Below are 26183 nucleotides of genomic sequence, written 5' to 3'. Positions count from 1 at the left end.
TCCTAGTATCTTATTTTATTGTTTGCTACTTCGCCTAAATACTTTCCATATTCTGTTTTTGCCATGAGTTTACTAGCTTCATCAAGAGCGCTGTTTGAAATCCACTTGTTTAAATATGCTATCTCTTCAGGGGCTGAAATTTTAATTCCTTGGTGAGATTCAATGGTCCTCACAAAATTTGTTGCTTCATTTAAACTCTCGTGAGTGCCTGTATCTAGCCACGTATAACCTCTACCTAAAAGCCTTACTTGAAGCCTGTTTGATTGTAAATACATGTCGTTTAAAGAAGTGATTTCCAACTCACCTCTTTGGGAAGGAACAACATTTTTAGCATATTCAACCACATCATTGTTATAAATATATAGTCCTGTAACCGCGTAATTAGACTTAGGTGAGTCAGGCTTTTCTATAATGCTTAGAACTTTCCCATTATTATCAAATTCTACAACACCAAATCTTTCAGGATCTTTAACATGAAAACCAAAAACAGTGGCACCAATGTTGTTTTTAATAGCTTCTTTGAGCATTGTTCTTAAGCCATTACCATAGTATATATTGTCTCCAAGTATCATTGCTACTGAATCATTACCTATAAATTCTTCTCCGATTATGAAGGCTTGAGCTAGACCCTCGGGTTTATACTGAATCTCATAAGATAATTTAATACCAAATTTCTCCCCTGATCCCAACAAGTTTTGGAATCTCGGTAAATCTTCTGGTGTAGAGATTATAAGTATATCCCTTATTCCTGCTAACATAAGTGTCGATAAAGGATAATAAATCATAGGTTTATCATAGATGGGCAACAGTTGCTTACTTGTTACCTGAGTTAAAGGGTACAGCCGGGTTCCACTACCACCAGCTAATATAATGCCTTTCATTATAAGTCCTCCTTTAAGAATTCATTTTCATAATCTGCTACAATATTCCCCCAAGAATAATCATCTGATATTCTTTGCTTGGCCTTCCTACCAAAAATATCTTGTTGTTCCTCGCTTAATTCCTCTACTTCACTAATTCTATTACGTAAAGACCCTTCAGTACTGGTAAAATAAATACCAGCTTCCTCCCCAACTTCTCTATTGAAGCTAACATCATAAAGTAAATTTAACTTAGTTATTGACAAAGCTTCTAGTAAAGAAGGGTTAGTTCCACCTACTGAATGACCATGAATATAAGCGAATGAATCCTGTCTAATTTTATTTAGCAACTGGGAGTCATATACAGTTCCTACAAACTTTATTCTTTTATCATTACCCATCCTTAATTTATTACTTAACTTCTCAAACAAATCTGTTCCTAAATGATTCGTTATTATCACTAAGTCTTTAGTACTGTTACTATTCATAAATTCTCTTATAACTAATTCATAGTTATTTTCAGGTACAAAGCGCCCTACCATGAGATAGTACATATTCTTTTTAACTTTATGTTTTTCGAACCAATCTGATGAATCTAGTTCATTTTCTAATATTTCAGCTCCATAAGGAATAAAAATTGTTTTAGGATTAAAATTTGTATATTCATCTCTTATATACTTTTCTATATTTTTAGAATCGCAAATAACTAGATCAGCAGATTTCACCATATATCTCTCTGAAAACTTCCAATATTTCCTGACCGGATAACTCCATTTGCTTCTCTTCCATTCTATTCCATCGGGATTTAAGAAGACTCTAACTCCCAACTTTGATAAAGTTCTTCTTTTCCACTGTAAGAATGGTCCTATCCTACTTGCCAATATGTAAATAATTGCATCCTTTATATTATTTTTTTTTATATATTCAATACACCTATTTAAACTTGCTATATCATATGTAATCGCTTTTGCATTACCTATATCTTTCACGGTAACATTAAAGCATCTAGTTCCTTTATAAGTAAACTCATCACTATTATCAGCAAGACATGAGACATGGTAACTAATATCACTACTTTGCTTCCTTGACACTAACTCATCTACAAAAGTTTCAAACCCACCGTACTTAGCCGGTATACCTTTGGACCCTATTATAAAGATATGCTTCAATCTAATTCCTCCTGATTCAAATCCTCAAATATATCTATTAATATGCTCTTTATATTGTTCACTTCATATCTGTTCGATGTTTTGAGAGCATTGCTCCTGATTGCGTTATTTTTTTCCGGACTGGCACTCTTAGTAAGAGCATCTTCTATAACATCAGCTAAATCGTCTACATTGCCCGCGTCAAATAAGAAACCGTTTTTTCCATCACTTATGTAACTTTTTAGTCCTGCAATATTGCTTCCAATAACAGGGGTACCAGTGGCCATAGCTTCAATTCCAACTAGACCTAAGCTCTCTCCTTTCCTTTCAGTCGGGAAACAAAAATAATCAATAATGTTATAGATATGGTTTAACTCCTCTTGTTGTAGATACTGAAAATAAACAATATCATTATCAAGGTTATACTCTCTTACCGTTTCCTTGAAGATCTCAGCTTCATCTCCATATCCAACAAAAATTATTTTCCATCCAGACAAATTTCTTTCCTCTTTTAGTATCCTAAATGCCGATAATAGCGTTTTCCATCCCTTTCCGTACTCTATTCTTCCAACAAACCCTAAGTATTGCTCTCTTTTATTTAAATCAAACTCGTCATATCTTTTACTTTGTTCATTAATTGGATAGAATATTTCTTTATTTATACCTCCAGAAGGAAATACTTTGATCTTTTTATCCTCTATTCCATACCGCTCTCTAACAAGCTCCTTAAAGTAATTAGAAGGGCTTATAATTATGTTCGATTTCTGTAATAACATTTTAACAAAAGGTTGAAAAAGCTTATGGATAACATTTTCTGGAACAACATCTGTACCGTGAACATTGGTCACTACCTTAAGGTTTTTACGGAAAAAGATTGATAGTAAGATTGGTATTGAAGGATGTGCGGCAAAATGAACATATATAATTTCACTTTTAGTTGTCAGTACTTTAAAGAAGATTCTAAAATAGAAGAGCACATAATCAATCAATTTAATAAGTCTATTATTCTTTTTTATTCTTACAACCTTTTCTAGTGTATATCCATTGGCACTCAACATATTTGCAGAATGCTTTACAAAGACACCAAACCCTGGGTGTTTTTTATCTGGATACATATTTGAGATTAATAATATTCTCATTTTATATCGCTTCCTTCTAATTTCTAGAATGGGCCTAGTAAGCATCCTTTGACCCAAATAAGACAAAGACAGTCCTTACTATCAATTTTAAGTCGAAGAGGATACTCTGTTTCTTTATGTATTCTATATCTAATTCTACTTGCTCTTCAAAGCCAATATTGCTCCTTCCTGAAACTTGCCAGATACAAGTGAGGCCAGGTAGTACAATCAATCTGTTATTATGGTAAAAAGAATATTGTTCTACTTCACGCGGAAGAGCAGGTCGTGGACCCACAAGTGACATGTCACCCTTTAGAACATTAAATAATTGCGGTAATTCATCTAAGCTCGTCTTACGTATAATTTTACCAATATTGGTAATTCTGGGATCTTCTTTCATTTTGAACATCGGTCCACTTGCTTCATTATTTTTCAATAGATTATCCAATAACTCTTCTGCGTTTGAGACCATTGAACGAAATTTATACATACGGAATATTTTACCGTCTTTCCCAACTCTTTCTTGGCTAAAAAAAACAGTCCCTTTCTTGTCTTCTAACTTTATTATAATTGCAAGGACTAGAAAGACTGGGAGAAGTAAAATAAGACCTATGAGGGAAAATACAATATCTATTAGTCTTTTAAGGTAGAGATAGGCTTTCTTTTCACTGGTTATCACTCTATTGGTTTCATTCATTTTGTAAAGTTGCTGTTGCTTTGACTCCGCCATTGAATTGTTGTCCCTCCAATCAGAAAATACCTAAAAATTTTTTTCTTTCTATCTTATTTGGCATGTCTCCTACAATTGACTTTCCTGCAATCATTAATTCAGCATTTTCTTGATAATTGTATACAATTTCTTTCCCGTAAATATTTTCTATCTCTTGCATTGCCTCGCCTAACATAAATCCTCTATTATGTATATTATGGGCATCTGAAGCAATAAAGTGTGTAAGATTAGATTGTATAATTTCATGGCTAAAGCTCTTGATTTTCTTTCCAAACTTCCCCACTAGACTAGCAGCCGTAACCTGAGTTAACACTCCACCTTTAACTAATTCATATAGCATATGTGGATTAGACAACAATTCACTATTTCGCTCTGGATGAACAATCACTGGGATATAACCGTCTACTTGAAGATCATAGAGAAGTTTTTTTGAGAATTTAGGGACTGTTGTGGTAGGGAATTCTACTAAGATATAATGAGTATCAATATTTACAGGTAGAATTTCTCCTAACAACAATCCTTCTGAAAGTTCTCCATATATTCTAGTCTCCTGCCCGGGTAATATTTCTACTGCTACGTTTGCTTCCTGTAACTTTTGATTTAAATCATTTACTTGAGCTATAATATCTTGGTAATAATTATCAAATTGATTATTCCGATGATGAGGAGTAGCAACAATCGTATGAATCCCTTGTGCCACTGCTCCTTTTGCCATTTCAATGCTATCTTCTAAAGTTCGAGCCCCATCATCCATTCCTGGTAGTATATGACAATGAATATCAATCATATTATCCTCACCTTTCTTCTTCCATTAAGAAGGAAAATGTCAGTGACCTTTTTCCTATGAAGACTGCGAAAATATATCCTCGAGTGACGAGGATATGTTTCTTAAAATGTTAACTTCCATAATAGTAATAGGAGTTTGATTTTTTCTGCGCAACATCATTCAAAACTATACCAAGCAGCTTTGCATGAGCTGGTTCCAAAAGCTCCTTCGCCTTCTGAATAGCTTCATATTCTGTCTGCTCACTTCTGGCGACTATAATAGAACCATCACATATATTTGCTAAAATTTGGGCATCTGTAACGGCTAATACAGGCGGTGTATCAAAAACAATTACATCATACGTTTCCTGTGCTAATTGAAGCATTTGCTTCATCGCTTTAGACCCTAAAAGTTCAGATGGGTTAGGTGGAATAGGACCGCAAGTTAATATGTCTAAATTAGGAACATCCGTCTCTTTTACTGTTTCTTCTATTGCTTTCTCACCAACTAATACAGTACTAAGACCAATTCTATTATCAAGCTTGAATGTATAGTGCACTGTTGGCTTTCTCAAGTCTCCATCTATTAAAAGAACTCTTTTTCCTTGCTGTGCAAAAACAACAGATAGATTTGCAGTGGTAGAAGACTTCCCTTCAGACGGTCCAGATGAAGTTACAAGCAAGGTACTCAACTTTTGATCAACTGATGCAAATTCAACATTTGTTCTGATTGTACGATACTGCTCAGAGATTGGTGATTTTGGATTGAACTTCGTTATGAGAGACCGGACATTTGTTTTAAACTGTTTTTTTCTTTTGGCCATTGTAATCTCTCCTAACTTGTCTGCGTTCTACATTTGGATTGTAGTGATTGTTTGTTCGCATATCTTCCTCAGTCATATGGCTGATAACCCCAATGACTGGGACGCCTATACGTTTCTCTATATCGGCTTCGGTTTTGACAGTATTGTCTAAGTATTCCAATAGGAAAGCTAACCCAATACCAACCATCGCACCTAAAACAAGAGCAATTAAAGTATTTAAAAGAATATTCGGACTAGCAGGTGACGGGTTCTCTACAGTTTCAGCAAGTGATAACGTTTTAACGTTCTCCAGGTTCATTAACTCTGGAATCTCTTTTTGGAAAACTTCAACTGTTGTATTAGCAAGCTCAGCTGCTGCTTCCTGACTAGTATCTGTTGCAGTAACCGTAATAATTTGTGTATCTGCTTCCGAAGCAACTTCCAGTTTCTCTGCTAGTTCGTCAGCAGAAAGAGAAAGATTCATTTCTTTCGCCACTTTATCTAGAATAACTGGGCTTGTCATTACAATCTTATATGTATTTATCAAACTAATATTGGATTGAATCGCATTATTTAAGCTTGAGACATCCACGTTTTCTTCCTGGTTGACAACTACGGAGGCACTAGCCTTATAGGTCGGGGTAATCAAAAAATAACTGACTAACAGTGCAATAGCTGCAAAAGCTATAATCAGTGATAAGATCATTATCATTCGTTTTCTTAACACTGCAAAAATTTCCTTTAAAGAGATTGTCTCTTCCATTCATGTCCCTCCGATGAGTATGCATAATAGTGATAAGTCCAAAGACAAAATACTATACTAACTTTAAAATATGAGTACTTATATTATTATATCGGGTTTCAAAGGCCATGCAATGTCTGATTTTGTCGAATATTATTACAAAACATATCAGAGCCTGCATTTCTCTGAAAACAAGAAAAAATTATATAGTCCAAATTTCTCAGTTAGCTTGTAAAAACAAAGTAGAGTATACCACACAATTCCCAGTCAGAACATAGATTTACCAAAATATAATAAAAAACGAGCCTAACTATAGTAGGCTCGTTTTTTGGGTATTATTATTTACTCTCTGTCGTTACAGCTTGATTTAAGTACTCTTGCAGTTGATCCTTCAAATCGGGGCGATCTAATGCGAATTCAATTGTTGCTTTAATGAATCCGAACTTATCACCAACATCATAACGATCACCAGAAAACTCACAAGCGTAAACAGCTTGCTTCTTATTCAATTCTTTAATCGCATCTGTTAATTGAATCTCTCCGCCTGCACCAGGAGGAAGGGTTTCGAGAATGTCAAAGATTTCAGGTGTTAATACATAACGACCCATAATGGCGTAGTTAGAAGGTGCTTCTTCTTTCTTCGGCTTCTCTACTAAGTCACTAACCTGTAATAGGTTAGGTTCACTTGTAGATCCTTGAGGAGCAACCACACCATATTTCGATACTTCAGATTCCGGTACTTGCTGTACACCTACAACAGAACCGCGATACTTCTCAAAAGCATCTGTCAGTTGTTTTAATGCTGGCGTGCCTTCTGTTTTTACAATGTCATCACCAAGCAATACTGCAAATGGCTCGTCTCCGATGAATTTCTTTGCAACAGAGATAGCGTGTCCAAGTCCTTTTGCTTCTTTCTGACGAATGTAGTGGATATCAGCTAAGTTTGAGATGTCCTGAATTTCTTCAAGCATCTTCATTTTATCCTTCTTAATCAACTGATCTTCCAGCTCATAAGATTTGTCGAAATGGTCTTCAATAGCACGCTTACCGCGACCGCTGACAATGATGATGTCTTCGATTCCGGATTTAACCGCTTCTTCGACAATGTACTGAATTGTTGGTTTATCAACAATAGGAAGCATTTCTTTTGGCTGTGCTTTTGTAGCTGGCAGGAAACGTGTACCTAAACCTGCAGCGGGGATAATGGCCTTTTTAATTTTCATACGTTCTGCACCTCTTTATGTATTGTATGTAATTACGTGTAGAGTGTTTCGTAAGAATTATACTTCCCAGAATATAAAAGTTGAAACATTAATTAGGATATTGCACAACAACTCATACGAAAGTCCTCATCCGTTTACTGAATCTGTAAAAATAGTAACATATTAATATAATTCACTCAATATACTCTGTTCGACATTTCCCTACATTATATGCTCTTAATGTTACAATTGCATTACAATGACGTAAATTCTGGTAAATTAGGTGACAAATTATGCTATAGTATGATTAATTTCTTGGAATATGAAAATAAAGGAGCACATTACTAGAATGAAAAAGACGATTGTTACACTTGCTGCCTCTGCGGTTATCGCTAGCTCTTATGCCACAACAGTTGACGCTGCATCATATAAAGTACAGAGTGGTGACTCGCTTTGGAAGATTGCTAGCAAATACAACACGTCCGTTTCCGAATTGAAGAAAATTAACAACTTGAATAGCAGCTTGATTTTCCCAAATCAAGTGTTGCAGACTTCTGGATCATCTAAATCAACAAGCAAATCTACTACAAAGACAAATTCATCATCTTCTAGCAGTGCATCTACATATACTGTTAAATCTGGTGATACGTTAAGTGGTATTGCACATAAACATAATATTTCTTTGAACAACTTAAAGAAATGGAATAATATCTCCGGATACTTAATTTATCCTGGTGATAAGCTGAAGGTTTCTGCAGGAGGTTCTTCTTCATCGTCGAACAGCTCTTCCTCAACATCTAGCAGCTCATCCAACAGCAGCAGCTCTAGTTCCAGCTCTTCTTCTTATAAAGTGAAGTCTGGTGACTCTCTATGGAAAATTGCTAAAAATAACGGTGTTTCTGTTTCAAATCTGAAATCATGGAACAACCTATCATCTGACATTATCTATGTTGGCCAAACGTTGAAGATCAATGGCAAAGCAAGCAGCGGTTCCTCTTCTTCTACAAAGCCTGCAACAAATACAAAAGTAGAATCTGCACAGACTTCTTCTTCTAAAAGTGTGAGTAAGCTGATCAGCGTTGCGAAATCCCAGTTGGGTGATCCGTACGTTTGGGGCGGTTCTACACCAGGTGGATTTGACTGCAGCGGTTTCATCTACTATGCATTTAAAAACGCTGGTTATGACATGTCCCGTACATCGGCAGAGGGTTACTTCAACCGTTCTTATTATGTAAGTTCCCCGCAGCCAGGAGATTTAATCTTCTTTAAAGGAACTTATAAAGCTGGTATTTCTCATATGGGTATCTACCTTGGCGGCGGTCAGTTCATCCACGCGGATAACGACGGCGTACGTATTACAAGTACAAGCAACTCATATTATGCTAAACACTTCGATAGCTACAAGCGTTTCTATTGATTCCAAGAGCTTGGGACAGTACTTTCTGTCTCAGGCTTTTTTTGTTTGCTTTCGGCTGTGATCAGCTGACGCAAATCGGTAAGCTGGCGGGCTGCCGCAACTACTAGAAACAGCATGACGAGAACGCCTAGAATATAGAAGACCATCTGAACCATTTGTTTCGCCTCTCTTTTGTGTTGTTATGTAGTAAGACGAATGAGCAGACGATTTGGTTTCGTTTTCATACGTTATTTTTATGCCTATTTTATCGGTATGCATATTTCGCAATAATGCCTGCTTACTAATTCTTCTCTGTATCTTTCCGCTATCGGACGATTGTCTGGTTCAAGCCCATGCTGTAACAGCTCCTCAGCTATGGTTGACCATGCCTGTTGAATGGCAGCTGTTGTATGCTCCACTAGAAAACAAGCATACTTTCCTCCTCTTGTTACTCCAGCGTCAACAGAAGTGTCCTTTTCTGGATTATCTGCAACGACAATAGCCGCATCATATCTGCATTGTTCAGGCGGAGTCGCTGTAGGGTCGTCGTGTGAAATACCGAGTATAATAGATGTTCCGGTTAACAGATCCTTTTCTGCAGCCCATTTCTTCAATTGTTCCATCGTTTGGTAATTAGCCGCTCCATAAGCACCTACTCGACGTATGTAAGCTACTCGGTAATTTGGTAAGACTTCTATTTGCATTTTCACTCTTTTCATCTCCACTCCATTTGGTTTCCCTTACTTTTCCAATCTATATCATTATAAAAAAAAATGCACCTTATCCTTTATAAGTAGTTATATCTTCCCATACAAAAAAACGCACCCCTATATTCGGAATACGCTTGTTGTTTTTACAATTCGATATTTCGCCACTTTAACACATGTTCCTTCTTGCGGAGAAGATGTGATGTCGAAGTTATCCATAAGCCGTTTGACGCCAGGTAGTCCTCTTCCTAATCCGCCGCCTGTTGTGTAGCCATCTTGCAGTGCTTCCTGTAAGTTCTCAATGCCAGGGCCGTCGTCTTTAGCGGTGATGAAGATGCCGATTCTTCTTATATCTTGTTCACTGTGTATGCAAATCGTTCCGCTGCCGGCGTACTTGTAAATATTACGGGCCAGCTCGGAGATAGCAGCTGTGATTCGAGCTTGTTCGACAGCACTGAATCCGAGTTCTGCTGCTAGCTTCCTGCCTTGTGATCTGCTGGTGACGATATCCTTTTCACTTCTTATCTGCAATTCAGACACCTTCCCCTTATCAGGAGCTGACGCTGTTTGTAGCTTACTAATATGAATATTCAGGTCTCCTTTATTTGGTTAAACCATTAAAAAAAGCCAAAGCAAGAACAGGAATGCTGTCCTCGCTTTGGCTTATCGCTAGTTCTATGCCCAGCTAATGTTGGCCAATATAATTTATTTCATTTTCTTCGGATCGATAATAACAACGATCATACTTCGATCCGCTTCGAAAGCCCAATCTACAAAAACTTCCTGCGCAGCACCTTGCAGCAATTGAATGTTTTTATCAAACGCCTCTCGCAATGCCCGCCTCTCCAAACTTCTCTTTGCCCGACGCAATACCTTCGTTTCTCCGACACGGATTATTTCCTTCTCAATATTGACAAGTATTCCCTGACGATAGATGACTAAGGTTCTATTATTAAGTCTAACAGATTTTACCTTGTCCGGCAATCTCTCTGTTTTCTTTGTAACATTTGCAACGATTTCATCGACTTCCTGCAAATCCGGATCTTTTGGCAGACTGCCGAATTCTTCTGTAGCAGCTACGATAACACCGCCATTGGTCTCCATGTTCCAATCGTAATAAAAATAGGGCAAGTGCTGACCCGTTTCTTCTTGAATTTGCTCTCTCAATTCAGGCAAGCATTTTGCCATCAAGCTGTCTCGTGTTTCATAGAGCAAGCTGTACTGGTCGTTCTCAATCAGCACCTTCTCAACAGGAGTCTGCAGTTCTCGTAAATAAATACATATAATACCGTCCCCTACTGAAACGAAGACACTTTCAGGCCCCTTGCCGAAGTGTTTACGCAAAAGTCTTGCTGTGAAACCGGATAAAACTCTCTGCTGATCTCTTATCTCCATTATCTTGTACCTTTTTCCGTTTTAGTTTCTTTTATATTGTACTGTATTCCCCTCACAATTTGAATAAAAAAAAGCCTACACTAACGGATTTTAATCGTCATGGTGTAAGCTTCGTCATTTTGTTCCATCGACATCGACAATTCTTCTCCTTCAAGGATGATACGCGGCATGTCATCCAATGTTCGTTTCGCTTTTGGGTTTTCATAAATAAATGATTGCGGCATAAAGAATAGACTGTTTTTACCATCCTTCCCTTTCTCCAAGACAATATCATGGAGGTCAGGTATTTCAATATGATGATTTCCTATATATATCTTCGCCACAATTGGCTTGTGATTGAAAACGAGAAAGTAATTATCGTTGATGGACGAACCTCTCTTTGTTTTTTTGACAAAATCCTGCACACTTATTGTCAATGAAGGGCAAGCCATTTCTTACCACTCCTTCCCTGCTTGAGCAGAAGCATAGCTCTTCTAAGTTGTGCTTGCTACTTATTAATTACCCTTGAACCGGAAAAATAAACCACTTATCCACAGGTTTATGCAGCTTTTGTAACGAAGCCACTGTGCTTTAAACCAGGGCTTTGTGGTACACTAAGTTTTATGATTTCACATTTTTCGACAATGGAGGAATGCTATGTACCCGACGAATACACTACGTGAAAAATCGACCTTATTCTTTCATATATTATGGCCGATTCTTATTACACAAATTAGCTATAACCTCATGACCGTTATTGATACAATGATGTCCGGCCGTGCTGGTACAGATGATTTAGCTGGCGTTGCGGTTGGCTCCAGTCTTTGGATGCCTGTTTATACAGGGCTGACTGGGATTATGCTTGCGATAACACCGATTGTCGGACAGCTGATTGGCAATAACAAACGCAGTGATGTCGGCCGCACCGTTACACAAGGCTTTTATTTAGCCATTTTAATTTCTCTTATAGTGCTGGCTGTTGGTTTCTTCGCATTGCAGCCGGTGTTAGGGATTATGGACTTGAGCACTGACGTACATACTGTTGCTACTGATTATTTACACGGCCTCGCTATAGGCATTATTCCGCTATTTGCCAGTGCCGTACTGCGTAACTTTTTTGATGCGCAAGGCTATACACGTGTGACTATGATCATTTTACTTCTGGCATTACCTGTTAATGCACTGCTCAATTATCTGCTCATCTTCGGAAACTTCGGCTTTCCTGAGCTTGGCGGTGCTGGTGCTGGCTACGCGACAGCGATCACGTATTGGTTCATTTTGGGGGTCAGTGTGTTTCTGACATTCCAAGTGAAGGAATTGCGCAGTCATTATCTGTTTGTACGCTGGTATAAAGTATCGTTGCAAGCTTGGAAGGAGCAATTGAGGATCGGTGTACCAATGGGCCTCAGCACATTCTTCGAGGCAAGTATATTTAGTGTCGTCACCTTATTGATGGGGTCTTTGTTCGACACAAACGTCATTGCCGCCCATCAAACAGCTTTAAACTTTACGACACTTATGTTCATGGTGCCGCTCAGCATCTCGATCGGCATGACAATTGTCGTTTCCTATGAAGTTGGCGCCCGCCGTATGGAGCACGCGAAGCAATATGCCATTCTGGGCGTTAGCTCCGCATTGGTCATCATTGGTATATTGAGCTTATTTCTATTCATCTTCCGGGAGCAAATCAGCTACTTGTACACCTCTGATCGCACCGTTGTGCTGCTGGCGATGCAATTCATGCTGTTTGCAATTATGTATCAGTTCTCTGACGCAGCCCAAGCTTCCTTGCAAGGCGTCTTGCGCGGCTATAAGGATGTGACCGTTCCATTTATTATTGCGTTTATCTCGTACTGGATAGTTGGTTTGCCGAGCGGCTATCTGCTGGCCCGTTACACCGCACTTGAGCCATATGGTTTCTGGGTTGGTATCACATTAGGGCTGACATGTGCTGCGATTGGATTCTTTTTGCGGCTGCGGTTTATTCAGCGGAAGGAAAAGCAAGCGGCTGTTTAAAATCTCACTGTAATGGGACATCTTTTGAAGCGATGTATTGTATATTTCTCTTATAGCTTAAAACTGGGAGAAATGACAATGACACGAAAGCGATGGATCGATATAGCAAAAGGGTTAAGCATTATCTTAGTAGTGATTGGGCATTCAGGCCACTTGGAAATGAATCATTTTCTAGCTTGGTTCCGCATGCCTTTTTTCTTTTTTGTAAGCGGACTTATTTTTAAAGTGAATGAAAAGGAAGATTACTGGAGTTGGAGCAGGATACAAATAAGACAGCTGATGATTCCTTACCTGTCTTACGGCATCCTATTTATTCTCCTATTTTTTGCTGTTGATCCGACTAATGGCTATTTGATTGATTCGGCTTCCGATTTCCTTTATGGCGGAATGGTTCTGGAAGGTGCACATACTGTTTTCTGGTTTATTACCTGCCTTCTATTAACAAGGCTGCTTTTTGGGTTCCTGCTTCGTTACGCATTATCTATCCAGTTAATCACTATAGGCTGCGGTTATATACTTTCCCATCTTTTAGCTAGTTACTATCCACATATATCCTTCCCTTTTAATGCGGATGTAGCACTTGTTACTGTTGCATATTTTGCAATTGGCTATTACATGAAGGGTATCATCACTAAATGGATTACTAGTAAAAGAATACTTCTGGTCTGCCTGTTGATTTGCTCAACTCTCATTGTGTTAGATGTTCGTAACACACTTCGCTATACACTTGATTTGAAATACAGAATTTTCGAGCACATGCTGTTGGATTTGCTTATCCCGCTTTCTATTATTCTTGTCGTTCTAACTCTTTGCTATTATCTGGCTGAATTTTCACACATTAATTGGATAATCAAACTGGGAGAAAACACTGCAACCATCATGTATATGCATGTACCTCTTAATATGCTCGTCATATTGTTAATCGGTTATCCGTATAATTTCGTGATTTACACTGTAATTGGCATATGCATCCCTTCACTAATAGGTTATTTATTCAAATCTTCTTCTATACTTTCTTTATTATTTTTAGGAAGAATTCGGATGCGTCATTCGAACAGAGAAGACAAACAACATATCTCATAAGATTCATGCCAGCTTCCGTTATTTCGACGGGAGCTTATTTATTTAAGTAACCTTACTAACTTTCCTAAATGAGTGGAGTTCTGGCGAAAAACGATAAATAAAGTCATAAAATTCGGTCTACTTTCCCAATAAAAAATAGAGCAGAGTCATGCTATGCTAGAGACAGGCAAAAACTTACAGACTTAAGGAGTGTAAAGATGCGTTCTGACGTCACGTTCAACTCAGAAGAGCTAAAGGAACTGCTCAATTTGTGGTATATGAACATCAAATTGAAGAAGGTTCAAGCAGCGGACAAGCTGAAAACAGAAGTATCCGATCAGCTCGCTAAAGGAGAAGCGACTGACGACGTCGTCAAGCTTGCACTTCTGATTCATAGCCGACACCAAATTCTCTGCAAAAACTATCCAGAAGCGGACAAGCTCATCCGCCAGGTAGAAGGCTTTTCTCCTTATCTCAAGGAAGAACATCTCTACTACCTGCATTTATTCAAAGGCATGTACCTTTATTCGACAAAGAACTATTACAATGCCATCGAGGAATACGGCCAAGTCGAACCTTATCTCGGCTACATACAAGATGAAATCGAGAAAGCGGAATTCTTCGACCTGTTTGCATCCGCTCTCTATTACTTGGACTACACCAATCGTTCAGCTATCTATGCGGAAAAAGCGATTTATATTTATCAGCTGTATCCTACATATGAGAAAAAGCTGACGAGAATGAAAAATCTAATTGCTCTTAACTATATTGATATGGGTGAGTATGATTTGGCAGAAGAGTACTTGCATTCCGCGTTGCAAGATACGAACACAAAACAAAATGTAGCGGTTCAAATGAGTATCTATCATAATCTTGGATTGCTATATGAGAATAAAGGTCTTTATTCTGCTGCTAAGCGGTATTTGGAAAAGATATTGGAATACGAGTCTTTTGAAAACTATGTACCAACTTTATATCTGTTAGCTAAGATAGCTTTCGCTGAAGAACAGTGTGAGAAAGGAAAACAGCTTTGTGAGATAGCTTTTAAACGATTAGGAAATGAGAGTGACCAAGACTTCTACTGGCATCTTCAAATATTATACACAGCAAAGATGGACGCAAGCCGTTACACTACTACGTTAAAAAATGCTATTGACTACTTCAAGAAGCACAACCGAATGTACGAATTGCAAAAATACGCTGATGAAATGGCAACCTATTACAGCAACGAGAAAAACTTTGAAAGAGCAAATCATTATTACCGATTAGCATTAGGATATCAAAATAATATTGTAATGTTCCATTCAAGGAGGTGATAACAATGACGAAGAAACGCATTGCAGCATTTCTAGTACTTGCAACTATCCTTAGTTCTGTAGCAGGTATTTCATTCTCTGATCAAGCAATAAAAGGACACCTACCTAACGCACCTGTACTTACTGATTTCTAATACTTAAGCAGCAAAAAACCGGCGCAGTGAACTGCACCGGTTTTTCTTATTTCCCATACTTATAGCTTCGTGCTCCTGCTACATCTGTTTCATAAACAAAAATACCACCGGAAAGCGGTTCTTTCTTCAGTTCTTCTTCTGTTAGATTCTGTCTCGCTGTTGTGATGTAAAGTGTCTTCCGTTCCGGACCTCCGAATGTACAGCTAGTCACGGAGCTGACTGGCAAATGGACCTCTTCCAGCCGCTCTCCAGTTTCCGGATTCCAGCGGGATACTTTAGCTCCGCCATAGTGGGCAATCCATAGCTTACCTTCTTCATCAATTGTCATGCCATCCGGTCTGCCGTCCTTGATGGAAATAACTTTATGCGGGTTCGTGATTTCGCCTTTTTCCCCATCATAATCAAAGCGCTGCACTTCACCTGTAGGTGTATCAATATAATAAAAATACTTGTGATCAGGACTCCAAGCAAGTCCATTCGAGTTTCCAATACCATCAATGATCTTTGTTAATGTACGATCTACTTCCATACGATAAAAAGCACCTTTGTCATCGCTGCCTTTTTCGGGCATCGTTCCTGCCCATAATCTGCCGTAGGGGTCAGCTTTTCCGTCATTAAAACGGTTGGAAGGTCTGTCTTGTTCAGGACTGTGAAGCAGTACTTTTGCTTTAACATCACTGTCTGTTTCATAAATGCCATCTTCCATCGCCATAATCAATCCGCCGTCTTTCTTTAGAATAACCGCACCGATCTTTTGGTCAACTGGAATCTCCCGCTTCTCTTCTGTTTTAGTATTATAAATGTGGATGGATTGCCCGTTAATATCAACCCAATACAGCTCTTCTGTCTCCTCCCGCCAAAACGGACCCTCGGCAAGACTATGCTTTGTATCCAGGAATAATTTCGCTTCTGCCATCTTCTCCACTCCTCTGTGTATGTACAAACTGTTATAGTAATAATAACACTATATGACTAACTATTACCTGAATTACCACTAATAAAGCGTCAATCGCTAAAAAAAGGAGGAAAGTCTTTGATGGAAACAGACCGTCTGTTCATTCGGCCATACACCAATGAAGATCTGCCGTTCTTGGGAAGCCTCGTCTCAGACCCTCGCGTCGTCCGTTACATTGGAAATGGAAAACCTCGAACGAAAGAAGGCGCTCAATTATTTTTCAATTGGAACTTAACGCACAGAAAGGACAACGAGCAGCTCGGGCTGCAAGTGCTGATTGAGAAAGAAACAGGTGAAAAGATTGGGCATGCTGGGTTAGTTCCGCAAGAAGTAGAGGGTGAGACAGAGCTGGAAGTCGGCTATTGGATTGCCCCAGCGTATTGGGGAAAGGGCTATGCAACAGAGGCTGCGTTAGCTTTCAAAGACCTGGCTTTTGAGCATTTGCATGTGGCTCGCATTATCGCTTTGATATATTCCGAAAATCTTGCTTCTTGCAGAGTTGCGGATAAATTAGGTATGCGTGTTTGGAAAAGTATCGAGCGGCATGAGAAGGAAGTGCTCGTCTATTCTAAAGAAAAAACCCCTTCCTAATTAGAAGGGGGTAGAACTTACGCATCATATCCGTTCGGGCGGTTTTGATGCCATCTCCAAGCATCGCCAATGATGTCTTTCATATCGGTGCGCGTCGGGTTCCAGCCTAGTACGTCCTTCGCTTTGGCGGAGCTTGCAATCAAAACAGCTGGGTCGCCTGCTCGTCGCGGGCCGACTTGGGCTGGAATCTCTTTACCAGTTACTTCACGTGCAACGTCAATCATCTCTTTCACAGAGAAACCTTGACTGGAGCCAAGATTGAAGATATCACTCTGGCCGCCTTTCTCCAGATACTCGAGCGCCAATACGTGCGCGTCAATTAAGTCCATGACATGGATATAATCACGAATGCATGTGCCATCTTCTGTTGGATAATCTTCACCGAAGATACTGATGTGGTCACGCTGACCAAGTGCTGTCTGCAAAATGATTGGTATCAGGTGTGTTTCTGGCTGATGGTCCTCGCCGATCTGACCATCCGGATGTGCACCGCCAACGTTGAAGTAGCGAAGCGATACAAACTTGATGCCATACGCCTGATCACACCACTTCATCATTTTTTCCATCATCAGCTTGGATTCGCCATAAGGACTTTCGGGGTTCGTGTCCAGATCTTCCGTTAGTGGGACGACATTTGTATCGCCGTATGTAGCAGCAGTAGAAGAGAAAACGATACGTTTCACTTCATGCTTGTGCATTGCCTCAAGCAGCACTTGCATGCCGTAGACATTATTGCCAAAGTATTTTAGTGGATCTTCAACTGATTCTCCAACGAGGGAACTTGCCGCAAAGTGGACAATCGCATCCACTTTCTCTTTCGCAAATACGTCATCCAAGAAGGCTGCATCTCGCAAATCTCCCTCATAAAATACCGCATTTTTATTAACCGCATCTAAGTGTCCAGTAAGTATATTATCAACAATAACAGCTTGATGGCCTTTTTCCAGCAGCATGGCTGCTGCATGGGAGCCGATATAACCGGCACCGCCTGTAACGAGTACTTTCATCGATTGTCCCTCGATTCTCTTATATTATCGTCACTTATTATAACATGCTTACTTCTATAAAAATGGTAATTTTTAAACCTTATTCCATTCATGCAAGTGCAGACTGCGTACACCGTTCACTACATAAGGATCCTGCTCTGCCAACGCTCTCGCTTCTTCCTCATTGTCTGCCTGGTAGATAACCAGACCACCTACTTCATTCGCTAATGGGCCTCTGGCAAAGATAAATCCTTTCTCATCTAAATCTGCTAAATAATCCAAATGCGCTTGGCGATATTGCTGATTCAGCTCGGGCTTTTCCATTTTGATAAATGCCGCGTAATATTTCATGTTCATTCTCCTCCGTTTTAATGTGCATCTTTCGCAAGCATGAGCGCACCAACAATACCTGCATTGTCTGCTAAGCCTGGTGCTGCCAAGTAATTGTCTGGCAGCGGAACATAGTGCTGCATAAGGTTTTCTAACTCCTGCTGCACCATGTTATGCAGACCCTCTTTTTTCATGACGCCGCCGCCCATGATGATTTTCTCTGGACTTAGCACCAATGTATACGTCATGATTGCTTGCGCCAGGTAATGTGCTTCCATTCGCCACACCTCTTCTTGCTGGTACAGCTTTTGTGCTTGCTCGCCCCAGCGCGCTTCAATAGCTGGGCCAGCAGCAAGTCCTTCTAAACAATCGCTGTGATACGGGCATTTTCCTGGATAGGCATCGTTTGGATGACGTCGGATGAGCAGATGCCCCATTTCCGGATGCGAATAGCCCTGCACAGTTTCTCCGTTTACAATAGCTCCAGCTCCGATACCCGTACCGACAGTCATATACAAGCAGCTTCCTGCATGTTTTGCAGCTCCGTGCATATACTCCCCTAAAGCAGCTGCATTCACATCGGTATCGAGCTTGACGGGTACGCCGAGCTTTTCTTTTAATACAGCTAGCAGAGCATAGTCTTTCCACTGCAATTTCGGTGTATTGCCAATCGTGCCGTAAGTCGGACTGTCTGCTTTTACATCCACCGGTCCGAATGCACCGATACCAAGTGCTTTTATTCTTTTATCTTGAAAAAAGCTGAGCACGAGCTGCAGCGTTTCTTCCGGATTGGTCGTTGGGAAGGACGCTTTTTCTTCTACATGACCGTGCTCATTACCAACAGCACAGACAAATTTTGTTCCGCCTGCTTCAATTGCCCCAAGTCGCATGTTTCTCACCTCATTTGTCTCTATATATCTACTATGTAAGTTTTCCTTTTCTCCGTCAATAAAAAGCACACCCTATACAAGCACTAAATTTGTTATAATATAGAAATATAAATTGTTTCTAATAATCTTGTAAACACGACTCGTTTAGAAGAAAAGGGGGATGCATGATGACTGCTCTGCAGGCAGTGACTGCATTTGCACACAAACAAGATTTACGTAAGAGTTTTAACCAATTGGCAAAAAAGTCGTTCGGCTTTGACTTCGAAGCCTTATATAAGAGTGGCTTATGGAATGAGCGCTACCACACGCATGCTTTTGCTGATGATTCACAAATTGTCGCAAACGTTTCTGTAAGCGCCATCACAGTACATATTGAAAAGGTAAAAAGACGGGCGATACAAATTGGCACTGTCATGACAGATCCTGCTTACCAGCACCAAGGACTTGCTACACAGCTCATGCAGCGTGTGATCAAGCAATATGAAGCCGAAACAGATTTGATTTACTTATTCGCTCGCCCCGGAACAGAAAGGTTTTACGATAAAATCGGACTGACAGCAGTGGAAGAAAAGCTATTCTCTATCCCAGTTTCGCAAAAACAGCGCCCTGTTCCTGATTTCCGCAAACTAACACCAGCAGCCAATCCACAAGACATGGTCGTGCTGCTGGACCGGTATGGAAAACGCTATCCGCAGTCCCATTTGCTTGATGTGTCCGATGGGCAGCATATACTTGGCTTTCATATGCTGTATGATCCAGACCTGGAAATCATTGAATTGTTGGAGCCAAATGCCTTGCTTCTTTATAAAAAAATCGGTCAAACGATGCATCTCTACGAGGTAATCAGCCAGAGCAGGATTTCCTGGCAGCAAATTAAAAGCTATGTCACGCAGCCAGGCATCACAGAAGTCATTTTCCATTTTACGCCGACTTTCCCGGATCTCGAACCATTCGTTCATCAGCACACCGATCGTGATGCCCTTTTTGTGAACAAACCAGAGCTTCTGCCCGCTGACTTTCAGTTCCCAGAATTGTCTCATGCGTAATATAATAGACAAGAAGCTGTGACAGAAAGGGACGAAAGCTTATGCTAGATTTAGAAATGCTGAAGGATAAAGTCGAATTCTTTGAAGCAAACGACTTATCCACACTGGAGAAAAAAATCAATGAACAAATCCAGCACAACAAAGCGATTCTGCTGGAACTGCATCACGTCTCACACAATATGCATGTAGATGATAACGGCCGTCGGTTTTATAGTGCTGTTGCGCATTTTAAAGCGAAATAATATTGCATAAAAATACCGTCCAGCCTGGACGGTATTTTTTGCTGTTTAAAATATGATACCTGTAACAATCGCTACTGCGATGACGGCAAATGCGGTTCCGGTCGCCCACAAAATGGTGAAGCGCTGGAATTCTCCGAAGTCAACTTTCGACATTCCGACCAGTAAGTATGTAGCCGGAACAAGCGGGCTCAGCAAGTGGACAGGCTGCCCAAGCAAGGAAGCACGCGCTATCTCTGTAGCTGAGAAACCGTAGCTGGCTGCCGCTTCTGCTAGAATTGGCAGAACACCGAAGTAATAAGCGTCATTGGACATAAAGAAGGTGAATGGAAGACTCGTAACAGCTACGATGATACTGAAAGCTGGGCCCCATGCATCCGGAATAACCGAGATGAGGCTGTTCGCCATCGCATCGACCATTTTTGTACCCGACAAAATCCCGGTAAAGATACCTGCTGCGAATACAAGTGACACAACTGCCAGGACGTTCCCCGCATGATCCGCAATCCGTTCTTTCTGCTGCTTCAAGTTAGGATAGTTGATTGTAATTGCCACAGCGAAGGCAAGCATGAACAATACGGGAAGCGGCATAATCCCCTTAATTAGTCCGAACATTAGCAAAACTGTAAGCGCAAAGTTGACCCACAAAAGTCTCGGACGCTTCAAGGAGGCATCTACTGTGGCAGCTTGCTGCTGCAGTGTGCGCTGTTCGGCATCATCAAATGTCACAACACCAAGACGTTTCTTTTCTCTGCGGCCCATAATGAAAGCCGTGAAGAAAATCCAGATTGCTCCGCCGATCATCGTCGGAATAAGCGGTACGAATACATCGCCAACGTCTACATTAAGTGCCGCTGCCGCCCGCGCAGTCGGCCCGCCCCAAGGCACCATGTTCGTTAAACTTACACTCATAACGGCAATAGCTGGTAAAATGAGCGGATTAATCTTTAGACGCTGATACAATGGAAAGAATGCAGACACGGTGATCATATAACTTGTCGTTCCATCTCCATCGAGCGATACAACAAGCGCCAAGGCAGCTGTACCCATGACAATTTTTGTCGGGTCCCCTTTAACCGCTTTCAAAATGCGATTTACAATTGGATCAAACAAGCCAGCATCAATCATAATACCGAAATATAGGATTGCGAATAATAACATAATCCCTGTTGGCGCTAAACTTGTAATCCCTTCCAGTGACATCTCCCCTAAGTCACCGGCATGCCCGGTCAGAACAGCAAAAACAGCCGGAATGATCATCAACGCAATGAGCGCAGAAAGCTTTTTAGTCATAATTAAGTACATGAATAGAAAAACCATCAAAAAACCCATTATTGCTAACATGCTCAAATCCCCCTCATCGTCTCCTGTAACACTTCCCCCAAACCCTAAGCAGCCATGTATACTATGTTACATCTATTGTATGCGCTTTCAAAAATAATTTCAATAGTTTTATTACTTTTTTAAGTAAGAAAAAGGGCCAGTGAGACACAATGGCTCCATTCCAGTAATCTCCCTTTAAAAAACAGGTATAACCACCTATGTATATTTGTTTTCAGCTTCCTAATCAGCTTGTACAGTATAACTCATTCATATTAAATAAGTTATACTATTGTACCCTCCTCATTATCATCTTTTAATAAAACCTATTAGTTGTTACCTTACAAATATTTTGTTCCTCTATTAAAATATTTGTCACCCAAACAAAACTCCCGCCACGTATACGACAATAGTAACTGTGATACTGCTAATGATTGTTGTTACGAGAACTGTCTGTGCTGCTAAGTCGGGATTATTGTTATATTCCAGTGCAAATATCGAGCTATTACGGGAAGTAGGGAATGAACTGGCGATAAACAGTGACTGCGCGACTGTCCCATCAAGTCCTAGCAGAAAAATGATTCCCAATGCGGCAGACGGTCCAATAAGTAGACGGGAAGCTGTACTTAAATAAAGCACTACATGCGGTTTTACCAGCTTGATCTGTGCAACTTGCGCACCCAGCGTAATCAAAGCGACGGCCAGGAAAGCATCTGCGATTGATTGGATCGGATTCCAAAGAAGATTGGGAATCTTAACATGTAACGCTGCACAAAGCACTCCCAAGATAATCGCATAGATCATTGGCAGGCGAATGAGTTCCTTTAAAATGGCATTGCCCTGGCTTTTGACGCTCACCATATTATAAAGCCCGTATGTAAAGGTGAGCAGATTTTGAAATACCATAACAATAAGCTGGATGGATACGCCGAGCGGATTTGATTGGAATACAAGCTGACTAACAGGAATACCGTAGTTGCCAGAGTTCATCAGTACCACACTATTTTTATAAGTGGCTGCAATCCCGCGATCCAGTTTCAGCAGCCTGCTTGTGATCTCTGTGAAGCTGATGGAAAACATCGTAAAGATGAGCAAAAATAAAATGATTTGCCCAAACACTGCTATCGGCATACTGCTTTGATACATATTGATAAAACCGTTCACCGGCAGAAAGCAATATGTCAGCAGCTTGGACAAGGTCCCCAGATGTAATGAGAATTTTCGCTGTAAGATGACACCAACGCCAAGCAGCAGCAATAAAGGCGCGATTACTTCCAAGAAAATAAGCGATAATACAGCCATAAGTCCCCTCCTCTTCTGAAAGCGGATTCATCTGTATTATACTGCTATCTTATTTAAATCTCTATAAAATCATTTTAAAAAAGCAGCCGCCAAATGGCGGCTACTTGCATTAAGCACGTTTCCGAAGCTTGTTGATTACAAAGAATATAACACCTGCAGCAATAGCGCCAGCTCCCGCTAGCATCCAGTTGAACACATTTGTACTAGTGTTCGGCAGGTGCTGTCCTTGCGGATCTTCCCCTGCATCTGTTGCTGCCGCAGCTGTTGGCACAGTCTCTTGCTCAGCTGCTTCTGTCTCGTCGGTCGTCGTTTCCGTATTTGTCTCTGTATTTACTTCTTCTGTTTGTTCTGGCTTTTGTTCGGTCTCACCAGCTACTTGTTCTTCACTCGCTGTTTCTTCCTCTGCCTGCTCAGGCGTTTCTGCTGTTTCTTCTTTCGTGTCTTCCGGCTTAGGATCCTCTTGAGCAGGGTCCTTTGGTTCTGTTACTGGCTGCTCTGTCTCTTCCTCCGGATCTGGCTGTACTTCTGGCTCTTCGCCAAGTGCATAAGCAACAATTGTACCAGACACTTCATGTGCTGCTAGAAGGAGTGGCTGACCTGTCGGGCTTTCGTCTCCTGCGATATATGTCAGGCCTTCTGGTGCGACATCGCCGCTCGCGCTATCGACTGCCGCTTCATCTCCTTGGTAATTCCGGCTTGTGAAATAAGTAGCAAATGTTGGACTAGTAGGATTCGATACATCATAAGCCATGATGCCGCCTGTACGCTCCAAACCGATAAACGCATACTTTTTGCCGTCTACATCACCGGTAATAACGGTCTCCGGCTCTGGCCCTTTATCGTCACTGCGGTTGTCCAGCTTATCTTCATCATTCGTTGTATTGAAATAGTCAGGAATTGCGACGGCTGTGATCTGCTCAAAATCCGAGCCGCTATCGTACACTTGCTCTAAGGAATCTGCATCCCAAACTGAGAAACCGCGTCCGCCATAAGCGTATACTGCTTCGTACTTGCCTTCCTCGTTTTTCGGAGCGACAATGCTTGTCTTGAGACGGCCTAGCTGCTCGTCTTCGAACAAACCGTTTTGGACAAGCGCATTCAGCTGCTCTTGCGTATAACCTTGGTAAAGATCTGCATTCAATTGATAAGCACCTTCTGCTGCCAAATCAGCTGCACGCGTTTCTTCTGAGAAGCCATCCCAATCCTGGCTGTCTCCTTCGTTGGCAGTAAGAATGTAGGTCTTCCCGCCAGAAGTGAAGCTTGTCATTCCATCTGGCATGTACATGCTCAGTACTGGCCAATTGCCGATAGCAATACCATCATCTTTATTGGAAGGATCAAGTCCTGCCCCTTCTCGCGAGAAGTCTTTATACCCTAAGCTTTTTACCGTCGTAAAACTGTTTGTTTCTAGATCCAGCTTGGCAATTGCATTGCTTTCCTGGATTGCAACATATGCATAACGATTGTTTTTATCAACCGTAATGTATTCTGGCTCTAAGTTCTCTGCATAAGAGGAGTTTTCCGGATCCGGATTTACTTTCCGTACATCAGGATCCACTATGTCATCAGTAAATTTTGCGGTTTCTGCTGATAAATTATCCGTGCCATTGGCAACAGTGATAATGCTGACAGAGCCTTCTGGATTGACCGTATAATCGCTGGAAGGTTCTCCTTCATTAGCAGCAAGTATCTTGGATCCGTCCGGCGTGAACGTTACCATATCGGGTAAAGCGCCCACTTCTACACTAGCCAATGTGTTTCCGTCTGTATCAAGCAGCACCACATGCCCTGGGTCTGTTTTCACTTGACTCGGCACAGCTACCGCAATATAGCTGCCATCAGGATGAATGGCTACGCTTGTAACATCAGAAGCACTAACGTTAAAAGACTCCAATGATACACGCTTTAACAGCGGAATTTCTGACTTCCCATCTTTTAATCCATTCAAATCAAGAATATCTAATGATTTAGCCGCGCCATTAACAGAAAAAGCACGTTTCGTGTTTGCATCGTACGCTACAATCTCCGTACCACCTTCCCCAGCTGCTGCACCACTCGTATAACGGCCGATTTGCTCAACCTGAAGCGCTTGTCCGGGATCTTGGCTGTACACTTTCAAATCATCTGCTGCATGCCCGGCAGCTGGTATAGCCAAAGTCGCTGCCGCCAGGGACATGGCCGTCATCTTCTTCCATCTATTCATTTTCATCAATGCCACCTCTATGTATTATGTATAGAACTCATCATAGCGAACTGCCTTGAAGTTACTGTTAACTTTGTCTAAATATCTTGTAATATCGCAGGAGAAAACAAAAAGGGATGCCATTTTATGGCATCCCTTGTCGCTATTCCTGTTATTCTCTCACTCTATCCGCTCATCTCCCCACCCCACGGAAGGACAAGCGGGAAAGACTGATTATCGCTGGTGTACCTTGAGCCCGAACTTTCTTAATGCAGAAAAAAGCAAAGCGGCCAATACACACGCAGTAATCCTGCATATCAAAATGCTTACGAAACCTGTATCCCATAAACCAACATACTGCTTAGTTAATATCATGGTTTAACTGTTTTGAACAACTTCGGTTAATTTCCCCGTTACTGCTACCCGCTGCTGACCAGAGAGTGTACAAGTAACCAACGTAATTTCTGGTTTGTCTTTATTATCCAGAATGTCGACTGCTTCCGGGTTGACGATTTCTACGCTGTCCACTTCGTAAACATAAGTTGCATCTTGATCTTGCAGCTTAATTTCTGCTCCTGGCTTCACGTCAGGAAGCTGCCGGAAGAATCGACCGTCGCGGTAGCCGCGATGACCAGCGATGGTGAAATTATCCTTCGCAGGGTCTTGGTCTGTTTTGATTTGCGTTAAGGCAACAGCTAAATTGTCTTCTGTTGTTTCATTGAGCACGTATTGCTCTAAATCAATCGAAGGAATTTCCAGCTTCATTGTTTCTTTTAATTCTTCTTCTGACCATTTCTTACTGCTCTCCCCCTCTGCTTGAGGGGCGTCACCGGCCTCGATACTCGCAAAAGCTTTCTCCAATTCCGTCACTTCTTTGGCATGCATCTTTTCCATGGTGAGGGGAGTGGCAACAAGTGCCACTCCAATCAGCAAAAAGACAATCCCTGTGATCAGTTTTCCTTTTTTCAT

General features: G+C 40.9%; 29 protein-coding genes. 8 read left to right on the top strand and 21 right to left on the bottom strand.

Going from position 1 to position 26183, the window contains the following annotated elements; all coding sequences use genetic code 11:
• Positions 1 to 2: 2 nt before the first annotated feature.
• The 8 genes from rfbA to galU all read right to left on the bottom strand — a co-directional run bounded on the left by rfbA (position 3) and on the right by galU (position 7389).
• Positions 3 to 881 carry a glucose-1-phosphate thymidylyltransferase RfbA gene (rfbA, locus tag CRO17_RS03685; protein WP_097039356.1) on the bottom strand — a complete coding sequence of 293 codons (879 nt, stop codon included), beginning with the start codon at positions 879 to 881 and terminating at the stop codon, positions 3 to 5.
• Positions 881 to 2029 carry a beta 1-4 rhamnosyltransferase Cps2T gene (cps2T, locus tag CRO17_RS03680; RefSeq protein ID WP_097039353.1) on the bottom strand — a complete coding sequence of 383 codons (1149 nt, stop codon included), beginning with the start codon at positions 2027 to 2029 and terminating at the stop codon, positions 881 to 883. Before cps2T ends, rfbA begins: the two co-directional genes overlap by 1 nt.
• Positions 2026 to 3147 (bottom strand): glycosyltransferase family 4 protein, encoded by a 1122-nt coding sequence (locus CRO17_RS03675; RefSeq protein WP_179636807.1) that lies wholly within the window; start codon positions 3145 to 3147, stop codon positions 2026 to 2028. Before CRO17_RS03675 ends, cps2T begins: the two co-directional genes overlap by 4 nt.
• A 34-nt stretch (positions 3148 to 3181) precedes the next feature.
• Positions 3182 to 3823: a sugar transferase gene (locus CRO17_RS03670; RefSeq protein ID WP_245864651.1), complete on the bottom strand. Its 642-nt coding sequence runs from the start codon at positions 3821 to 3823 to the stop codon at positions 3182 to 3184.
• A 52-nt stretch (positions 3824 to 3875) separates the two neighbouring features.
• On the bottom strand, positions 3876 to 4643 hold the full coding sequence (locus CRO17_RS03665; protein ID WP_097039348.1) for a tyrosine-protein phosphatase: 768 nt from the start codon (positions 4641 to 4643) through the stop codon (positions 3876 to 3878).
• A gap of 109 nt (positions 4644 to 4752) precedes the next feature.
• Entirely contained in the window at positions 4753 to 5445 is a 693-nt protein-coding gene (locus CRO17_RS03660; protein WP_097039345.1) for a CpsD/CapB family tyrosine-protein kinase, read from the bottom strand.
• Positions 5420 to 6187, bottom strand: coding sequence for a YveK family protein (locus CRO17_RS03655; protein ID WP_097039343.1), 768 nt, complete (start codon positions 6185 to 6187; stop codon positions 5420 to 5422). The genes CRO17_RS03660 and CRO17_RS03655 overlap by 26 nt, the downstream gene beginning before the upstream one ends.
• Before the next feature lie 317 nt (positions 6188 to 6504).
• Complete coding sequence (gene galU, locus CRO17_RS03650) at positions 6505 to 7389, bottom strand: UTP--glucose-1-phosphate uridylyltransferase GalU (protein WP_097039341.1); 885 nt, start codon at positions 7387 to 7389, stop codon at positions 6505 to 6507.
• A 328-nt stretch (positions 7390 to 7717) separates the two neighbouring features.
• Here galU and CRO17_RS03645 point away from each other — a divergent pair, with 328 nt between their 5' ends.
• The gene (locus CRO17_RS03645) at positions 7718 to 8785 is read left to right on the top strand and encodes a C40 family peptidase (RefSeq protein ID WP_097039339.1); all 1068 of its coding nucleotides are present in this window, start codon (positions 7718 to 7720) and stop codon (positions 8783 to 8785) included.
• Here CRO17_RS03645 and CRO17_RS17425 read toward each other — a convergent pair.
• From CRO17_RS17425 to CRO17_RS03625, 5 genes are all read right to left on the bottom strand, one after another.
• Positions 8779 to 8940 (bottom strand): hypothetical protein, encoded by a 162-nt coding sequence (locus tag CRO17_RS17425; RefSeq protein WP_179636805.1) that lies wholly within the window; start codon positions 8938 to 8940, stop codon positions 8779 to 8781. The two genes, CRO17_RS03645 and CRO17_RS17425, sit on opposite strands and share 7 nt — an antisense overlap.
• A gap of 84 nt (positions 8941 to 9024) precedes the next feature.
• On the bottom strand, positions 9025 to 9468 hold the full coding sequence (locus tag CRO17_RS03640; RefSeq protein ID WP_342748960.1) for an AraC family transcriptional regulator: 444 nt from the start codon (positions 9466 to 9468) through the stop codon (positions 9025 to 9027).
• 123 nt (positions 9469 to 9591) lie between these two features.
• Positions 9592 to 10002: an ATP-binding protein gene (locus CRO17_RS03635; RefSeq protein WP_425444390.1), complete on the bottom strand. Its 411-nt coding sequence runs from the start codon at positions 10000 to 10002 to the stop codon at positions 9592 to 9594.
• A 174-nt stretch (positions 10003 to 10176) separates the two neighbouring features.
• Positions 10177 to 10866, bottom strand: coding sequence for a Na-translocating system protein MpsC family protein (locus CRO17_RS03630; RefSeq protein WP_097039334.1), 690 nt, complete (start codon positions 10864 to 10866; stop codon positions 10177 to 10179).
• 80 nt (positions 10867 to 10946) lie between these two features.
• The gene (locus tag CRO17_RS03625) at positions 10947 to 11297 is read right to left on the bottom strand and encodes a hypothetical protein (protein ID WP_097039332.1); all 351 of its coding nucleotides are present in this window, start codon (positions 11295 to 11297) and stop codon (positions 10947 to 10949) included.
• 205 nt (positions 11298 to 11502) lie between these two features.
• Here CRO17_RS03625 and CRO17_RS03620 point away from each other — a divergent pair, with 205 nt between their 5' ends.
• From CRO17_RS03620 to CRO17_RS17850, 4 genes are all read left to right on the top strand, one after another.
• A complete protein-coding gene (locus CRO17_RS03620; RefSeq protein ID WP_097039330.1) occupies positions 11503 to 12861 on the top strand; it encodes an MATE family efflux transporter in 1359 nt (452 codons plus the stop codon).
• A gap of 78 nt (positions 12862 to 12939) precedes the next feature.
• On the top strand, positions 12940 to 13944 hold the full coding sequence (locus CRO17_RS03615; RefSeq protein WP_179636803.1) for an acyltransferase family protein: 1005 nt from the start codon (positions 12940 to 12942) through the stop codon (positions 13942 to 13944).
• A 197-nt stretch (positions 13945 to 14141) separates the two neighbouring features.
• Positions 14142 to 15239: a response regulator aspartate phosphatase gene (locus CRO17_RS03610; protein WP_097039327.1), complete on the top strand. Its 1098-nt coding sequence runs from the start codon at positions 14142 to 14144 to the stop codon at positions 15237 to 15239.
• A gap of 5 nt (positions 15240 to 15244) precedes the next feature.
• On the top strand, positions 15245 to 15373 hold the full coding sequence (locus CRO17_RS17850) for a hypothetical protein (protein WP_281253796.1): 129 nt from the start codon (positions 15245 to 15247) through the stop codon (positions 15371 to 15373).
• A gap of 46 nt (positions 15374 to 15419) precedes the next feature.
• Here the strand turns inward: CRO17_RS17850 and CRO17_RS03605 are convergent, their stop codons facing one another.
• A complete protein-coding gene (locus CRO17_RS03605) occupies positions 15420 to 16289 on the bottom strand; it encodes an SMP-30/gluconolactonase/LRE family protein (RefSeq protein WP_097039325.1) in 870 nt (289 codons plus the stop codon).
• Between the two features lie 120 nt (positions 16290 to 16409).
• On the opposite strand from CRO17_RS03605, the gene CRO17_RS03600 reads away from it, so the two are divergent.
• A complete protein-coding gene (locus CRO17_RS03600; RefSeq protein WP_245864649.1) occupies positions 16410 to 16919 on the top strand; it encodes a GNAT family N-acetyltransferase in 510 nt (169 codons plus the stop codon).
• Positions 16920 to 16936: 17 nt separating this feature from the next.
• Here CRO17_RS03600 and galE read toward each other — a convergent pair whose 3' ends face one another.
• The 3 genes from galE to CRO17_RS03585 form a co-directional block, all read right to left on the bottom strand.
• Positions 16937 to 17926 (bottom strand): UDP-glucose 4-epimerase GalE, encoded by a 990-nt coding sequence (galE, locus tag CRO17_RS03595; RefSeq protein ID WP_097039321.1) that lies wholly within the window; start codon positions 17924 to 17926, stop codon positions 16937 to 16939.
• A 72-nt stretch (positions 17927 to 17998) separates the two neighbouring features.
• Positions 17999 to 18256 (bottom strand): YciI family protein, encoded by a 258-nt coding sequence (locus CRO17_RS03590; RefSeq protein ID WP_097039319.1) that lies wholly within the window; start codon positions 18254 to 18256, stop codon positions 17999 to 18001.
• A 17-nt stretch (positions 18257 to 18273) separates the two neighbouring features.
• On the bottom strand, positions 18274 to 19125 hold the full coding sequence (locus tag CRO17_RS03585; protein ID WP_097039317.1) for an ROK family protein: 852 nt from the start codon (positions 19123 to 19125) through the stop codon (positions 18274 to 18276).
• Positions 19126 to 19292: 167 nt separating this feature from the next.
• On the opposite strand from CRO17_RS03585, the gene CRO17_RS03580 reads away from it, so the two are divergent.
• Positions 19293 to 20171 carry a GNAT family N-acetyltransferase gene (locus CRO17_RS03580; RefSeq protein ID WP_179636801.1) on the top strand — a complete coding sequence of 293 codons (879 nt, stop codon included), beginning with the start codon at positions 19293 to 19295 and terminating at the stop codon, positions 20169 to 20171.
• Positions 20172 to 20212: 41 nt separating this feature from the next.
• Positions 20213 to 20413, top strand: coding sequence for a DUF2536 family protein (locus CRO17_RS03575; RefSeq protein ID WP_097039313.1), 201 nt, complete (start codon positions 20213 to 20215; stop codon positions 20411 to 20413).
• Between the two features lie 45 nt (positions 20414 to 20458).
• On the opposite strand, the gene CRO17_RS03570 is transcribed toward CRO17_RS03575, so the two are convergent.
• The 4 genes from CRO17_RS03570 to CRO17_RS03555 all read right to left on the bottom strand — a co-directional run bounded on the left by CRO17_RS03570 (position 20459) and on the right by CRO17_RS03555 (position 26183).
• The gene (locus CRO17_RS03570) at positions 20459 to 21754 is read right to left on the bottom strand and encodes a CitMHS family transporter (RefSeq protein ID WP_097039311.1); all 1296 of its coding nucleotides are present in this window, start codon (positions 21752 to 21754) and stop codon (positions 20459 to 20461) included.
• Between the two features lie 351 nt (positions 21755 to 22105).
• Positions 22106 to 23032, bottom strand: coding sequence for an AEC family transporter (locus CRO17_RS03565; protein WP_097039309.1), 927 nt, complete (start codon positions 23030 to 23032; stop codon positions 22106 to 22108).
• A 109-nt stretch (positions 23033 to 23141) separates the two neighbouring features.
• Positions 23142 to 25241 (bottom strand): choice-of-anchor I family protein, encoded by a 2100-nt coding sequence (locus tag CRO17_RS03560; RefSeq protein WP_097039307.1) that lies wholly within the window; start codon positions 25239 to 25241, stop codon positions 23142 to 23144.
• 351 nt (positions 25242 to 25592) lie between these two features.
• The gene (locus CRO17_RS03555) at positions 25593 to 26183 is read right to left on the bottom strand and encodes a class D sortase (RefSeq protein WP_097039305.1); all 591 of its coding nucleotides are present in this window, start codon (positions 26181 to 26183) and stop codon (positions 25593 to 25595) included.

Origin of the sequence: Terribacillus aidingensis (assembly GCF_900215625.1) — a bacterium.
Lineage (GTDB): Bacteria > Bacillota > Bacilli > Bacillales > Amphibacillaceae > Terribacillus > Terribacillus aidingensis.
This window is presented reverse-complemented; position numbering and strand designations above follow the sequence as displayed.